This is a genomic window from Methylobacterium sp. J-059, from assembly GCF_022829485.1.
Lineage (GTDB): Bacteria > Pseudomonadota > Alphaproteobacteria > Rhizobiales > Beijerinckiaceae > Methylobacterium.
In genome coordinates this window covers 15125-29800 of record NZ_JAKSYA010000135.1, presented here as the reverse complement: position 1 = coordinate 29800, position 14676 = coordinate 15125, and the positions used below count along the sequence as shown (strand labels likewise).

The 14676-nt window shown below is 72.7% G+C and carries 15 protein-coding genes; 9 read left to right on the top strand and 6 right to left on the bottom strand.

Translation table 11 applies throughout. The annotated features are described in order from the left end of the window. Positions 1 to 95: 95 nt before the first annotated feature. From ccmE to MKK55_RS19760, 4 genes are all read left to right on the top strand, one after another. Positions 96 to 617 carry a cytochrome c maturation protein CcmE gene (ccmE, locus tag MKK55_RS19775; protein ID WP_243937269.1) on the top strand — a complete coding sequence of 174 codons (522 nt, stop codon included), beginning with the start codon at positions 96 to 98 and terminating at the stop codon, positions 615 to 617. A 52-nt stretch (positions 618 to 669) separates the two neighbouring features. After that, positions 670 to 2673 (top strand): heme lyase CcmF/NrfE family subunit, encoded by a 2004-nt coding sequence (locus MKK55_RS19770; RefSeq protein ID WP_147842916.1) that lies wholly within the window; start codon positions 670 to 672, stop codon positions 2671 to 2673. Further along, a complete protein-coding gene (locus MKK55_RS19765; RefSeq protein WP_147842915.1) occupies positions 2670 to 3140 on the top strand; it encodes a cytochrome c-type biogenesis protein in 471 nt (156 codons plus the stop codon). Before MKK55_RS19770 ends, MKK55_RS19765 begins: the two co-directional genes overlap by 4 nt. Positions 3141 to 3269: 129 nt before the next feature. Further along, a complete protein-coding gene (locus MKK55_RS19760) occupies positions 3270 to 3926 on the top strand; it encodes a glutathione S-transferase family protein (RefSeq protein ID WP_147728451.1) in 657 nt (218 codons plus the stop codon). 64 nt (positions 3927 to 3990) lie between these two features. Here MKK55_RS19760 and leuC read toward each other — a convergent pair whose 3' ends face one another. Beyond that, positions 3991 to 5403 (bottom strand): 3-isopropylmalate dehydratase large subunit, encoded by a 1413-nt coding sequence (gene leuC / locus MKK55_RS19755; RefSeq protein ID WP_243937268.1) that lies wholly within the window; start codon positions 5401 to 5403, stop codon positions 3991 to 3993. Positions 5404 to 5559: 156 nt separating this feature from the next. Next, a complete protein-coding gene (locus MKK55_RS19750) occupies positions 5560 to 5769 on the bottom strand; it encodes a DUF1127 domain-containing protein (RefSeq protein WP_243937267.1) in 210 nt (69 codons plus the stop codon). Between the two features lie 115 nt (positions 5770 to 5884). Here MKK55_RS19750 and MKK55_RS19745 point away from each other — a divergent pair, with 115 nt between their 5' ends. From MKK55_RS19745 to MKK55_RS19735, 3 genes are all read left to right on the top strand, one after another. Further along, complete coding sequence (locus MKK55_RS19745; protein WP_243937266.1) at positions 5885 to 7225, top strand: PLP-dependent aminotransferase family protein; 1341 nt, start codon at positions 5885 to 5887, stop codon at positions 7223 to 7225. A 125-nt stretch (positions 7226 to 7350) separates the two neighbouring features. Further along, a complete protein-coding gene (locus MKK55_RS19740; RefSeq protein ID WP_243937321.1) occupies positions 7351 to 8304 on the top strand; it encodes a 2-hydroxyacid dehydrogenase in 954 nt (317 codons plus the stop codon). Then, the gene (locus MKK55_RS19735) at positions 8301 to 9161 is read left to right on the top strand and encodes an AprI/Inh family metalloprotease inhibitor (RefSeq protein WP_243937264.1); all 861 of its coding nucleotides are present in this window, start codon (positions 8301 to 8303) and stop codon (positions 9159 to 9161) included. Before MKK55_RS19740 ends, MKK55_RS19735 begins: the two co-directional genes overlap by 4 nt. A 42-nt stretch (positions 9162 to 9203) precedes the next feature. Here MKK55_RS19735 and MKK55_RS29230 read toward each other — a convergent pair whose 3' ends face one another. Next, positions 9204 to 9833: a PRC-barrel domain-containing protein gene (locus MKK55_RS29230; protein ID WP_313898976.1), complete on the bottom strand. Its 630-nt coding sequence runs from the start codon at positions 9831 to 9833 to the stop codon at positions 9204 to 9206. Positions 9834 to 10049: 216 nt separating this feature from the next. Here MKK55_RS29230 and MKK55_RS19725 point away from each other — a divergent pair, with 216 nt between their 5' ends. Further along, positions 10050 to 10616 (top strand): glutathione peroxidase, encoded by a 567-nt coding sequence (locus MKK55_RS19725; protein WP_243937263.1) that lies wholly within the window; start codon positions 10050 to 10052, stop codon positions 10614 to 10616. A 17-nt stretch (positions 10617 to 10633) separates the two neighbouring features. Here the strand turns inward: MKK55_RS19725 and MKK55_RS19720 are convergent, their stop codons facing one another. Further along, positions 10634 to 11200 (bottom strand): NAD(P)H-dependent oxidoreductase, encoded by a 567-nt coding sequence (locus MKK55_RS19720; protein WP_409566093.1) that lies wholly within the window; start codon positions 11198 to 11200, stop codon positions 10634 to 10636. A gap of 758 nt (positions 11201 to 11958) precedes the next feature. On the opposite strand from MKK55_RS19720, the gene MKK55_RS19715 reads away from it, so the two are divergent. Beyond that, positions 11959 to 12366 carry a DoxX family protein gene (locus tag MKK55_RS19715; protein WP_147842910.1) on the top strand — a complete coding sequence of 136 codons (408 nt, stop codon included), beginning with the start codon at positions 11959 to 11961 and terminating at the stop codon, positions 12364 to 12366. Here the strand turns inward: MKK55_RS19715 and MKK55_RS19710 are convergent. Continuing rightward, positions 12360 to 13550 (bottom strand): SMP-30/gluconolactonase/LRE family protein, encoded by a 1191-nt coding sequence (locus MKK55_RS19710; RefSeq protein WP_243937262.1) that lies wholly within the window; start codon positions 13548 to 13550, stop codon positions 12360 to 12362. The genes MKK55_RS19715 and MKK55_RS19710 overlap by 7 nt on opposite strands. Before the next feature lie 13 nt (positions 13551 to 13563). Next, complete coding sequence (locus tag MKK55_RS19705) at positions 13564 to 14547, bottom strand: SMP-30/gluconolactonase/LRE family protein (protein WP_243937261.1); 984 nt, start codon at positions 14545 to 14547, stop codon at positions 13564 to 13566. Between the last annotated feature and the right edge of the window lie 129 nt (positions 14548 to 14676).

Here is a 14676-nt window from a genome sequence, read left to right as displayed (position 1 = left end):
ATCCGAGGGACAAGAATGAGGACGGTCCCGCACCGGGCCGACCTCCGTGAGGTCGGCACCGGGGCCGGACCAACCCGCCGGGGACGGACCCACTCGTGACGCGCAAGAGCCGCCGCCTGATCCTGATCGCCGCTTGCGGCGCCGTCCTGGCGCTCGCCGTCGGGCTCATCCTGTCGGCGATGAGCGGCTCGATCGTGTTCTTCCGCTCCCCCAGCGAGGTGGCGGCACAGGGCGTCGGGCCGGGCACGCGCTTCCGCCTCGGCGGCCTGGTCAAGGACGGCTCGCTCCGGCGCGGGCCGAACCAGACGGTGGACTTCGCCGTGACCGACACCAACGCCACCGTCCAGGTCCAGTATACCGGCCTTCTGCCCGACCTGTTCCGCGAGGGGCAGGGCGTGGTCGCCGAGGGGACGCTCGAGCCGGGCGGCATCTTCCGCGCCGACACCGTGCTGGCCAAGCACGACGAATCCTACATGCCGCGCGAGGTCGCCGACGCGCTCAAGGCGCAGGGGCGCTGGCAGGAGGGCGGCAAGGACGGCAAGGGCTCCGTGAGAATGGACCCGCCGAAGGCCGCCGACGCCGCGCCCCCGAACCTCGGACCGCGCACCGAGCGCTGAAACCGATGTCCGAACGCCGAAAACCGATGTCATTGACTCGAGGAACCGCCGCTTGATCGTCGAGGTCGGACATTTCGCGTTGGCGCTCGCGCTGGCGCTCTCCCTGGTCCAGTCGGTGATGCCGATCTGGGCCGCCCGCTCGGGCGACGCCGCCCTGCGGCAGGTGGCGACGCCGGCCGCGCTCGGCGCCTTCGCCTGCGTGCTGTTCGCGTTCGCCGCGCTGACCTACGCCCACGCCACGTCCGACTTCTCGGTCCAGAACGTGGTCGAGAACTCGCACACGACGAAGCCGTTCATCTACAAGCTCTCCGGCGTCTGGGGGAACCACGAGGGCTCGATGCTCCTCTGGATCCTGATCCTCACCCTGTTCGGCGCGATGGTGTCGGTGGCGCGGGACTCGGTGCCGCCGGTGCTGCGGGCCAACACCCTGGCGGTGCAGGGTTTCATCACCTTCGTCTTCGTGCTGTTCGTGATCACCACCTCGAACCCGTTCACGCGGGCGGTGCCGGCGCCGGTGGAGGGCAACGACCTCAACCCGCTGCTGCAGGATTTCGGCCTCGCGGTGCATCCGCCGCTGCTCTACGTCGGCTATGTCGGCTTCTCGATCACCTTCGCCTTCGCCATCGCCGCGCTGATCGACGGGCGCATCGACGCCGTCTGGGCCCGCGCCGTGCGCCCGTGGACGCTGACCGCCTGGAGCTTCCTGACGCTCGGCATCGCGATGGGCAGCTACTGGGCCTATTACGAGCTCGGCTGGGGCGGCTGGTGGTTCTGGGACCCGGTCGAGAACGCTTCGCTGATGCCGTGGATCGCCGGCACGGCGCTCCTGCACTCGACCGTTGTGATGGAGAAGCGCGACGCGCTGAAGGTCTGGACGGTCCTGCTCGCAATCCTCACCTTCTCGCTCTCGCTGCTCGGCACCTTCATCGTGCGCTCCGGCGTGCTCACCTCGGTGCATTCCTTCGCCACCGACCCGACCCGCGGCATCTTCATCCTCGCGATCCTGATCCTGTTCATCGGCGGCTCGCTGACGCTGTTCGCGTGGCGCGCCCCGATGCTGCGGCAGGGCGGCTTGTTCGCGCCGATCTCGCGCGAGGGCGCGCTGGTGATGAACAACCTGTTCCTGGTGGCCGCCTGCGCCACCGTGCTGGTCGGCACGCTCTACCCGCTGCTGCTCGAGATGCTGACGGCGGAGAAGATCTCGGTCGGGCCGCCGTTCTTCAACTACACCTTCGTGCCGCTGGCGATCCCGCTGCTGCTGATCGTGCCGTTCGGGCAGACGCTGGCCTGGAAGCGCGGCGACGCGCTCGCCGCCTCGCAGCGCCTGTTCGCCGCGCTGGGCCTCGCCCTGGCGATCGGCCTCGGCACCCTGGCCTGGACCTGGGGCGGCCCGGCGATGGCGCCCGTCGGCGTGGGACTGGGCGCCTACCTCATCGTCGGCTCCGTCCTGGAGATCGTCTCGCGGGCCCGCGGATACGGCAGCAGCCGCACCCGCGCGGTCGGCGTGGTCTGGCGCCGGGCGCTCGGCCTGCCGCGCTCGGCCTGGGGCACGGCCATCGCCCATGCCGGCGTCGGCGTGGTGGTGCTCGGCATCGCGGCGCAGGGCTGGGCCACCGAGGGCCTCGCCACCCTGAAGCCCGGCCAGACGCTGGCCACCGGCCCCTACGTCGCGACGCTCGATCGCGTCGCGCCGCGCCCCGGCCCGAACTACGAGGAGGTCGCGGCCTTCCTCACCATCCGCAACAAGGCCGGCGACGAGATCGGCCGGGTCGACACCGGCAAGCGCTTCTACCCGAGCCGCAAGATGACGGTGACGGAATCGGGCCTGCTCACCCGCGGCGTGAGCCAGGTCTATGCCAGCCTCGGCGAGATCGCGCCCGACGGCAGCATCGGCCTGAGGCTGTACTACAAGCCGCTGGTGCTGCTGATCTGGCTCGGCGCTGTGGTGATGGCCCTCGGTGGCGGCCTGTCGCTGACCGACCGGCGCATGCGCGTCGGGGCGCCCGCCCGCGCCAAGCTCAAGCCGGTTCCCCCGCACGCGGTCCCGGCCGAATGAGCCCCGCGCGCGCCCTCCGCCCCGTCCTGCTCGCCGGCCTCGTGCTCGGGGGGGCGACCGCGGCCCAAGCCGTGCAGCCGGACGAGGTGCTGAAGGACCCCGCCCTCGAGCATCGCGCGCGGGACATCTCGTCGGGCCTGCGCTGCCTGGTTTGCCAGAACCAGTCGATCGACGATTCGGATGCGCCGCTGGCCAAGGATCTGCGGCTGATCGTGCGCGAGCGGCTCAAGGCCGGCGACACCAACCAGGGCGTCGAGGATTACGTGGTGAACCGCTACGGCGAGTTCGTGCTGCTGCGCCCGGTCCTGGCCCTGCACACCGTCCTGCTGTGGCTGACGCCGCTGCTCGCGGTGCTGCTCGGCGGCTTCGGCATCTGGCGCCTGTCGCGCCGGAAGGCGCCGGCGCCGGAGCGCGGCCTGTCCGCCGCCGAGGAGGCCGACGTCGCGGCGCTGCTCCGCCGGGAGTGATCCGCGCGCCGTGGCGTCTCCCGAACGTCCGGCCCATGATGCACGCTGGCGGATTCGAGACGACGCGTCCGAAACGGCACGAGTCTTGGATCCGTCTTTCGCGAGAAGAACCCGCGAAGGGGAACGCGCATGGCCACGGCGACTCTCACCATCTCGAGCCGGAACTACTCGTCGTGGTCGCTTCGCGGCTGGCTGATCTGCAAGATGGCCGGTCTCGACTTCGAGACCGAGGTGCTGCCCGGCGGCGACGAGACCTCCCGCGCCGAGCTCCTCCACCTGTCGCCCTCGTTCCTCGTGCCCCGCCTGCACCACGAGGGCATCGTGGTGTGGGACACGCTGGCGATCGCGCAATACCTCAACGAGACCTTCCCCGAAGCCGGCTTCCTGCCGAAGGACGCCGCCGCGCGGGCGCATTGCCGCTCGATCAGCGGCGAGATGCATGGCGGGTTCATCAACCTGCGCTCGGCCCTGCCGATGAACCTGAAGGCCTTCCACCCGCGCTTCCGGGTGTTCAACGGCGCCAGGGGCGACATCGAGCGCATCGTCACGATCTTCGACGATTGCCTCGCCCGCTACGAGGGCCCGTTCCTGTTCGGCGAGCGCCCGACGCTGGCCGACGCGATGTACGCCCCGGTCTGCACCCGCTTCCGCACCTACGACGTGACCCTGCCGCCGCGCGCCACCGCCTACCGCGACGCGATCCTGCACTGGCCGCTGATGGTCGAGTGGGCGGAGGCCGCCGCCGAGGAGCCGGAGGAGATCGAAGAGCTCGACATGGAGTTCTGAGGACGGGCTTCTTCCTCCCCCGCAGAGGGGGGAGGGGAGGTCGCGCGCGAACCTGCCGACGTGCCTACCCCTTCGGCCAAGCCCGGATGTCGACGAAGCGGCCCGCCACCGCCGCCGCCGCAGCCATGGCCGGGGAGACGAGGTGGGTGCGGCCGCGATGGCCCTGGCGGCCCTCGAAGTTGCGGTTCGAGGTCGAGGCGCAGCGCTCGTTCGGGCTGAGGCGGTCGGCGTTCATGCCGAGGCACATCGAGCAGCCCGGCTCGCGCCAGTCGAAGCCGGCGGCCTTCAGCACCGCGTCGATCCCCTCGGCCTCGGCCTGTGCCTTCACCAGCCCGGAGCCCGGCACCACCATCGCCGAGACGCCGGCGTGGACCTTCTGGCCCGCGACCATCTTGGCGACGATGCGCAGGTCCTCGATCCGGCCGTTGGTGCAGGAGCCGATGAACACCCGGTCGAGGGGGATGTCGGTGATCTTGGTGCCCGGCGTCAGCCCCATGTAGGACAGCGCCTTCTCCTTCGAGGCGCGCTTGTTCTCGTCGAGGATCGTCGCCGGATCGGGCACCGAGCCCAGCACCGAGATCACGTCCTCGGGGCTCGTGCCCCAGCTCACGATCGGCGGCAGGCTCGCGGCGTCGAGCCGGACCTCGCGATCGAAATGCGCGCCCTCGTCGCTGACGAGGCTCTCCCAATAGGCGCGGGCCCGTGCGAAGGCCTCGCCCTTCGGCGCCATCGGCCGGCCCTCGCAATAGGCGTAGGTCGTGGCGTCGGGCGCGACGAGGCCGGCGCGCGCGCCGCCCTCGATCGACATGTTGCAGATCGTCATCCGGCCTTCCATCGACAGCGCGCGGATCGCCTCGCCCGCATATTCGATGACGTGGCCGGTGCCGCCGGCGGTGCCGATCTCGCCGATGATCGCGAGCACGATGTCCTTGGCGCTGACGCCGGCCGGCAGCGCGCCGTCGACGGTGACGCGCATGTTCTTGGCCTTCTTCTGCAGCAGCGTCTGCGTGGCGAGCACGTGCTCGACCTCCGAGGTGCCGATGCCGTGGGCCAGCGCCCCGAACGCGCCATGCGTCGAGGTGTGGCTGTCGCCGCAGACGATGGTCTGGCCGGGCAGGGTGAAGCCCTGCTCGGGGCCGATGATGTGGACGATGCCCTGGCGGCGATCGAGCGCGTCGTAGAACTCGATGCCGAAATCCTGGACGTTCTGCGCCAGCGCCTCGAGCTGGATCCGGCTCTCCGGGTCCTCGATGCCCTTGGAGCGGTCCGAGGTCTGGACGTTGTGGTCGACCACCGCCAGCGTCTTCTCCGGGGCGCGCACCGTGCGGCCGGCCACGCGCAGGCCCTCGAAGGCCTGCGGGCTCGTGACCTCGTGGACGAGGTGCCGGTCGATGTAGAGCAGCGTCGAGCCGTCGGCCTCGACGTCGACGACGTGGTCGTCCCAGATCTTGTCGTAGAGGGTGCGCGGGCTCGTCATGGCTCTGGTCGCTTCGCGGCGTGTCTGTGGCCGGCCTCTAGCCGGCGCGGAGGTCTTTAGTAAGGTTCGAAACGCGATTTCGGAAGTGCTCGCCGGCCGGCCGCCGCAAATGGCTGACCGGCATCGGCTGCAGGGGTGGCGCCCGGCCGCCTCCGGTCACGGCCGCCAGAACGGCTTGTCGGCCTCCGCGCGGACGGCACGGCGGTCGAGGCCGGCGTCGCGAAGCTGGTCGTCCCGCAGGCCGGCGAGTTCGCGGCGCGCCCGGTGGCGCCGAATCCAGGTCCGCACCACGGACGGATCGAGACCGAAGATCCGCCAGCGGTCGGAGGCAGGTGGCGACTGGGGTAGGGACGTGACGGCGGGCATGATCAGCGGTCCGAAGCGGGGAGGGGAAAGCGATCCGGCCGGGATTGCCCGGGCAGGATTGAACCGATACGAACCTCGGTTCAATGTGTTTATTGGCCTCGGATCAATTTGGCGTATGACCGATTATCGGAGCGTCGCCGACGCGGTCGCGGCGGAGATCGCCAGCGGGCAGATCAAGCCGGGCCATCGCCTGCCGCCGCAGCGCGCCTTCGCCTACGAGCGCGGCATCGCGGTCTCGACGGCGAGCCGCGTCTACGCCGAGCTGGCCCGGCGTGGCCTCACCCTCGGCGAGGTCGGGCGCGGCACCTACGTCCGCTCGGACCTGAGCGCTCCGGTCCGGATGCAGCCGGAGCCGGCCCCGGGCGCGGTCGACCTCCAGCGTACCCATTCCAACCTGCCGGAACAGGACGTCGTGCTGACCGAGGGGCTGGCCGCCCTCTCGCGGGCCGGCGCCACGGGCGCGGCCCTGAACCAGTACGGACCGGCGGGCACGCCCCGGGCGCGGGCCGTCGCCGCCCGCTTCCTCGCACGCGGCGATTTCGCCCCCGATCCCGACGGCGTCCTGTTCACCGGGAACGGGCGGCAGGGCTTGGCCGCGGTCCTGGCGGCGCTGGCGCGGCCCGGGGACCGCATCGGCTGCGAGCCGCTGACCTATCCGGTGGTGAAGGGCATCGCCGCCCGCCTCGGGATCGCCCTCGTCCCGCTCGCCCTCGACGCGGAGGGCATCCGGCCCGACGCGATCCTGCAGGCGCATCGTGCCGCCCCCTTGAGCGGCCTCTACCTCCAGCCGACCCTGCAGAACCCCCTGGGCCTCACCATGGGGCCGCATCGCCGGTCCGAGATCGCGGCGGTGCTGGCCCAGACAGGCCTCGTCGCGATCGAGGACGCGGTCTACAGCTTCCTGTCGGATGCGGTGCCGCTGGCGGCCCGGGCGCCGGGCCGGACGATCGTGATCGACAGCCTGTCGAAGCGCGTCATGCCGGGGCTGACGGTCGGCCTGATTGCGTCGCCGCCCGATTGGACCGACCGCCTCTCGGCCTCCGTCCGCCAGGGCGGATGGGCCGCGACCGGGTTTCCGCTCGCCGCCGGAACCTACTGGATGGGCGACGGCTCCGCCGCGCGGCTCGCCGTGGTCAAGCGCGCGGATGCGGTCGCGCGGCAGAACCTGGCCCGCGACTGCCTGGGCGACCTGTCGATCGGCGGCGACCCCTGCGCCTATCATCTCTGGCTCGACCTGCCCGAGACCTGGCGCGCCGAGGCCTACGCGGCGGCGGCCCTGCGGCAGGGCATCGCCATCACGCCGGCCTCGGCCTTCGCCATCGTCCCGGGGCATGCCCCGAACGCCGTGAGGCTCGCGCTCGCCGCGCCGCCGCGCGACGACCTGCGCCGCGCCCTCACGGCGCTGCGCCGCCTGGTCGACGCGCGCGACGACCAGATGATCGACGAGATGGGATAGCCTGGACCCGGAGCCGCGCGGCCCGTACGGCCTTGTCGCCACCGCATGGGGCGCCCATCATCGCGCCGGAACCACGCCCCGACGGCGCCAGGAGCCGACCTTTGAGTTTTCGACCCGAACTCCTGATGCTGAAGCCGATGCTCGCGAGCGTCGCCGAGGCGTTGACGCCCGCCTTCGACCTGCATCGGCTCGACGCCGCGACCGACCGCGACGCGTTCCTCGCCGAGGTCGGCCCGCGCATCCGCGGCCTCGCGGTCAACGCCCAGGCCGTGGTCGACGGGCCGCTGCTGGACCGTCTGCCCAACCTGGAGATCGTCGCCAATTTCGGGGTCGGCTACGACACCATCGATGCGGCCGAGGCCGGGCGGCGCGGCGTCGTCGTCACCAACACGCCGGACGTGCTCACCGACGAGGTCGCGGACCTGGCGATCGGCCTGCTGCTCGCCACGGTGCGGCAGATCCCGCAGGCGGACCGGTATCTGCGCGCCGGGCGCTGGCCGGAGAAGCCGTTCCCGCTCACCGCGTCGCTGCGCGGGCGCCGGGTCGGCATCCTCGGGCTCGGGCGGATCGGGCGGGCGATCGCGAGGCGGCTCGAAGGCTTCGGCGTCGCGGTCGCCTATCACGGGCGGCGCCCGCAAGGCGACGTGCCCTACGCCTATCATCCGACCCTGGTCGGGCTGGCGCAGGCCGTCCACGTGCTGATGGTGGTGGCGCCGGGCGGCGCCGGCACGGACGGCCTGGTCGATGCCGCGGTGCTCGCCGCCCTCGGGCCGGAGGGCATCCTGATCAACGTCGCCCGCGGCAGCGTGGTGGACGAGGCGGCGCTGGTCGCGGCGCTGGAGGCCGGCACGATCCACGCGGCCGGCCTCGACGTCTTCGCCGCCGAGCCGCACGTGCCGGAGCGGCTCGTCGCCCTCGACCGGGTGGTGCTGCTGCCGCATGTCGGATCGGGCACGCACGAGACCCGCGCCGCCATGGGGCAACTCGTCGTCGACAACCTGATCTCGTGGTTCGAGGGCCGCGGGCCGCTCACGCCGGTGGCGGAGACGCCCTGGCCGGCAGCGGGCGCCCGGGCATGAATCCGGCCCGGAACAAAGCCGCCCTGCGGCTGGCCGCCGGGGCCTGGGTCGCGCTGGTCGGCGCGGCCGCCGGGCAGGACGCTCCCGCCCCGTCCGCTCCTCCGGCCGTGCCTGCATCCGAGCCTCCGGCCGCGCCCGCACCCTTCGCGATCACCCTGCCCGAGGGGCGCGGCGGCGTGCCCGGCACCTGGGACCTCTCGCGCGACGGCACCAACCGGCGCTGCGTGATGACGCTGGCCTCCGAATCCGGCGAGGCCGGGCAGAAGGTGTACTTCCCGGCCGGGTGCCGGCGGTCGGTGCCGGTGGTGGGCGCGGTCGCCGGCTGGCTCTTCGCCGACGGCGTCGTCCGCCTCGTCGACCGCAACGTCCGCCCGGTGCTGGCCTTCGCCAAGCGGCCCGACCAGCGCAGCTACGTCGCCACCGCCGAGGCGGGCGAGAGCTACAGCCTGGTGCCCCTCGAGATCGCGGCGATGCGTGCGTCGAGCCCCCTCGACCCGACGGCAATCGCCGCGGCGCCGCCCGACGCCGCGCCCGATCCGGTGCCGGCGCAAGCTCCGCGGTCGGCCCCGGGGCCCGGGGCGCCGGCGGGGATCTACGCGCTCGACCGCCTGCTCAACCGCGACGTCTGCCGCCTCGATCTCGGCGACGGGCCGGGTGCGCCGGTGCGCCTCCTCCCGGGCTGCCGCGACAGCGGGATCGAGGTGTTCGATCCGGCGACGTGGCGCACGAGCGAAGGCCGCATGACCCTGGTGGCCAAGCGCGGGCACGTGGTGAACCTCGTGCCCGCCGGCGACGGAACCTGGCGGCGCGACCCGGAGACCGGCGTCGCCTTCGTGCTCCGCCGGGTCGCGCCCTGAGGCTGGCCGCCGCCGGGCTCGTCCGCTGCTCGCGACGGGCCTTTACTTGGCAGCGTCCGCCTTGCCGGCATCGTCCTTCGGCTTCTCCTTGCCGAGGTAGATGTATTCCGGCGCCGCGCGGAGCTGGTCCTTGTCGGTGTTGATCATCGCCCGCAGCGCCTTGCCGTCGACGCGCTGCAGATGCATCGCGCTCGGGTCGACCGCGACGTACTTGGTGCCGATCCCGAGGAAGCCGCCGACGCCGACGACCCAGGCCTTCACCTTGCCGTCGAAGCCGATCACCACGTCGGCGATCTCGCCGATGGTCTCGTTGGCGCCGTTGATGATGGTCTGGCCGACGAGCTTCGAGCTGACCATGTCGTCGGGCGACTGCGCGACGAAGGTCGGCCGCAGGTTGTCGGTGAAGGTCGCGGGCTGCCCCGGCACCGCCTCGACCGGCTTCATCGGCGCCGCCGACGCGTCGGGCTTCGCCGGATCGGGCTTGACGACGTCGGGCTTGACGGAGTCGGGCTTGGGCGCATCCGGCGAGGCCGTCGCCGGCTTCTCGGGCGGCACGGCCTGGGTGCCCGGCGCGGCCGTGGTCGGGGACGACGTCTGCGCGAGCGCGAGGCTCGGTCCCAGGGCGGTCGTGCCCAGGGTGAGGAGGACCGTTCCGGCAATCAGGCTGCGCATCGCGTCTCGTCTTTCCATCGTCGCCCCGAGCCCGATCCGGCCCGGGGTCTACAGTGAAGCTCCCCCGCAAAAGGCCCGCCGCATCAGAAGGTTCCACCGTGCCCGCGTGGTGCGCCGGCTCCGGAAAACGCGCGGGGCCCGCTCTGGACCTCGCGGCCGCGTGCGCCATCTGGTCGTGGGCCGAGCCCGCGATCGCTCCGGAGGCCGTACCCGCCCATGACCCTGCTCCGCCGCGAAGCCCTCACCCTCCTCGGTGCGGCCATGGGTGCCGCCGCCGGCAGCGCCCACGCCCTCGATGCCGGGACGCGCGCCACCGCCTTCGCCTTCGACGGGCCGGAGGGCGGGGCGATGCCGCTCTCGGCCTATGCCGGGCGGCCGATCCTGGTGGTCAACACCGCCACCGCCTGCGGCTATGCCGGGCAGCTTACCGGGCTGCAGACGCTGTGGACCCGCTTCCAGGAACGCGGGCTGACGGTGATCGGCGTGCCCTCGCCCGATTTCGGCAACCAGGAGCCCCTCGACGGCGCCGCCATCGCCGAGGCCGCCCGCAAGAACCACGGCGTCACCTTCCCGCTCACCGCCAAGACGCGGGTGAAGATGCCGGGCGCCCACCCGTTCTACCAATGGGCGGCGCTGGAGAAGCCCGGCGAGACCCCGCGCTGGAACTTCCACAAGTACCTCGTGGCCCGCGACGGAACGCTGGCCGCCGCCTTCGCGACCCAGGTCGAGCCGACCGACCCGCGGGTGATCAGCGCGATCGCCGCGGCGCTCGACAAGGCTTGAGCGTCACGGCCTGAGGCTCACGCCGCCGGCGCCTTCTCCCGGTCGGCCCCGCGCGACACCTTCAGCAGCGCGTCGAGTTCGCGTCCTGCCGCCTCGATGCGCGCGGCCACGGTCGCGTCGGCGACGACGCCGTCCGCGATCTCGTCGCCGCCGGCATAGACCGAGGTCGGCGCGATGTGCGCGGAGAAGAACCCGAACAGCGGCCGGAGCGAGTGCTCGACCACCAGCGCATGGCGCAGGCCGCCCCCCGTGGCGGCGAGCGCCACCGGCATGCCGACGAGGGCCTCGGCGTCGACGAAATCGAACACGTGCTTGAACAGGCCGGAATAGGCGCCCTTGTAGACCGGCGTCCCGACGATCAGCGCGTCGGCCCCCTCGATCGCCGCGACCAGCGCCTCGGCCGCCGGCGGGAGGCCGTCGCGCGTGAGCGCGCCGAGGCCCGGCCCGGCATCGATCAGGTCGATCACGCTCAGGTCGATGCGGCGATGGCGGCCGAGCTGCGCGCCGATCGCCTCGACGAGCGTGCGGGTGCGCGAGGGCCGGTTGATGCTCGCCGAGAACGCGACGACGCGGGGCAGGGGCACGGATGGAACCTCGGGACTCGCCGGAGCGCCCCGGCCCGTGGAGGCCGGCGGCGCGATCGGTCCGTTGTGACCGGTCCGGCGACGCTTGGGAACCACCGCGGGCCGCGACTCCGGCACCGTGTCAGGGCCTGTCCGTCCGCTCCCTGGGGGCCCCGACGGAAGACCCGAGGTCATGGCGTCGGTCCTTCGAGCGCGGGGGACGATCCGGCAGAGCGCCGGATCGGAGGCTGAGGACGGCGCCCACGAGACCGGGACCGGTCGGCCCGTGCTTCGGGCCGAAGCCGCGCAGCCGCCGGAACCGGACCGCGCAGGCGGGCGAGCCGGTGCGGCGGGCGACGACCGCCTCGAATGCGGTCGACATCCGATAAGGATCGCGACGTCGACCAGCGCCGGCCGCCACAGCCGCGGCGCCACCGCCCACGCGATGCCGAGCGTGCCCGCTCGGGCGGAGAACGGCTCCGGTCCGCCCGCCGCACGCTCCTTGGCCCGTGCCATCGGGGCGGTTCGTAGCGGGACGCCGAAGGCGACGTGCTTCGCGATCATCGTCACCGCGAGCGCCGCCGTCGTCGAGACCGGAAACAGCGGCATCGTTCCCCCGAGCGTCGCCCCAGGCCGGAAGCGTTGCACGCGCCGGTTGGCATCTCCTGAACCGGCGCGGGCGCGCGGGCGGCGTCCCGTTCCGCAAATGCGAAAGCTTGACAGGCGGGGCGAAGTCCTCGCGATGGTGCCTCCCCGAAGCGTCGGAGACCGGTCCGCCCATGAACTCGCTCGTCCCGCGCCTGAACGGCTACGCGCCCTACGCCCTGTCGCTGCTGCGCGCGGTGACCGGCCTCGTGTTCCTGCAGCACGGCACGCAGAAGTTGCTCGGGCTTCCGCCGCGGACGATGCCGGCGCCCGAGCTGCTCTCGCTCGCCGGTGCCGCGGGCCTGCTCGAGCTGGTCGGCGGCACGCTGATCGTCCTCGGGCTGTTCACCCGGCCGGTCGCGTTCCTGCTGTCGGGCCAGATGGCGGTGGGCTACTTCCTCGTCCACGCGCCGAAATCGCCGTTTCCGGCGGTGAACGGGGGCGATGCCGCGATCCTGTTCTGCTTCGTGTTCCTCTACCTCGTCTTCGCGGGCGCCGGCCCCTTGAGCGTGGACGCCGCCCGCGCCGGCCGCCGCTACTGAGCGAGGCCGTCGACCGGGTCGGCATCGATCCGCACCCGCAGGATCGCGTAGGGCGGCTCCTGCAGGTCGCGGCCGTGGTTGTACTCGGGCCGGCGGTTCACCTGGGCGGCCGAGATGTAGAGCCAGCGGTCGGCGGTGATCCAGAACGTGTCCGCCCAGATCAGCCGCGGATCGGAGGCGATCACGGTGATCGTCCCGTCGGGGTCGCGCCGCCCGACGGCGTTCTGCTCCTGCAGGCTGAGATAGACCCGGTCCTTGGAATCGGTGGTGAGGCCGCCGGTCATCCCCTTCTCGCCGAGGTCCTTCACGGTCGCGGCCACCTCGGCATCCGAAACCTTCGGGTCGAGCAGGCCTGCCGTCTCGACCGAATACAGCCGGCGCGCCATCAGCGGCGCGTAGTACAGGCGGCTGCCGTCGGGGCTGAGCGCGATGCCGTTGGCGCCGCCCTTCGGGTGCTGCGGCGGGCCGTCGCCCTTGGTCTGCATCACCGGGCGCTCCTCGACGAACTTCACCACCCCCTTCTGCGACTTGGTGCTGGCATGCTCGGCCAGCCGCCGCGCCACCTGGCCGGTGGCGAGGTCGACGGCGAGGATCGCCCCGTCCTCCCCCTGGCCCTGGTCGGTGATGTAGGCGCGCTGGCGCCCAGGCCTGATCTCGACGCGCAGGTCGTTCAGCGACGAGGTCGGCACGATGCCGGCCTCGAGCGGGATCATGCGGACGATGCGGTTCGTCGCCAGGTCCATCTGGACGAGCTTCGCCCCGCCCGGCACCGGCGCGCCCTTGCCCTCGGGCAGGCCGGAATCGAGCAGCCACAGGCTGTCGTCGGGGGCGAAGACGCCGTTCGGAACGTGGAAGAACGTCGCCTGCGGCCGGCCCGCGTCGGGGGTGTTGGTGGCCTGGTCGGGATAGGGCTTCACCGAGCCGTCGGGCAGCACCTCGCCGACGGTGACCGTCTCCTTGCCGGTGAAGCGGGGCATCATCACGAAGACGCGGCCCCCGTGCGAGATCGCCAGGCCCGTCGGCGTCGAGGGCGCGTGCGCGGCCAGCGCCAGCTCCATCCGCGGCGCGGTCCGGCTCGCGACCGCGGTGCCGCCCGGCGCGGGCGAGCCCGTCTCGGCCGCGGCCGCGGGCAGGGCGAGGGCGGCGAGGCCGCCGGCGAGGAGGTGGCGTCGGACGAGGGGCATGGAGCTTACCGTTTCAGCCGCGAGGCGCGACGCGCAGGTCGATGGCGAGGATGGCGTGGCCGGCGGCGACGAACAGCCGCCGCCCGTCCGATCCGCCGAAGGCGAGGTTCGCGGCCGGCGTCGGCGTGGCGATGCGGCCGAGCGGCGTGCCGTCGGGAGCGAAGATGCGGATGCCGTCGCCGCAGGCGGCGTAGACCCGCCCGGCGCCGTCAACCTTCAGGCCGTCGGGCACGCCGGCCTCGATCGGCGCGAAGGTCCGCGGCGGCCCGAGCCGGCCGTCCGCGCCGACGGAGAACGCCATCACGGCCCGGCCGGCCTCGGGGTTAAGCGACGCGCCGGATTCGCTGACGTAGAGGGTGCGCCCGTCGGGTGCGAAGGCGAGGCCGTTCGGCTGGTCGAGAGCGTCGGTCATCGCCTCGACCTTGGCCGCCGGCGTGCCCGGCGCGGTGATCCGGTAGACGCGGCGCGCGCCCTGCTCGGGCTCGGCCAGGATGCCCTCCTCGGGCTGGGTGATGCCGAAGACCGGGTCGGTGAACCACACCGCCCCGTCGGCGGCGACCACCGCGTCGTTGGGGGAATTCAGCGTCCTCCCGGCGAACGCGTCCGCCAGCACGATCTTCGTCCCGTCCGGCTCGCGCCGCACCACCCGCCGGGTGCGGTGCTCGCAGGTAATCAGGCGCCCCTGCCCGTCGAGCGTGTTGCCGTTGCCGTTCTCGGAGGGGTCGAACAGGGTTTTCACCGACCGGTCGTCGGCGAGCACGCGGATGCGGTTGGCCTTGGTGTCGCTGAACACCAGCCCGCCGAGCCCGGGTGCCCAGCACGGCCCCTCGCACCAGCGCCCGTCGTCGAACAGCGTCCGGATCGGGGCGGCGGGATCGATCAGGGCGTCGAGCCGCGGATCGTCGACCCGCACCACCGCGCCCACTGCCCGCACCGTCGAGGCCGCGAGCAGGCCGAGGCCGGCCGCGAGGACGACGCGTCTGTGAAGGTTCGGCATGGCATTCCAAGGACCCGAGCCCATCACCCGGGACCGGGTGAACGCCCAAGGCCCGCAAGCGATCCCGGATCCGATCCACGCCCGCATCCGGGAACGACGCGTGCCGCGCGGACCCTCTGAATGCGTGGG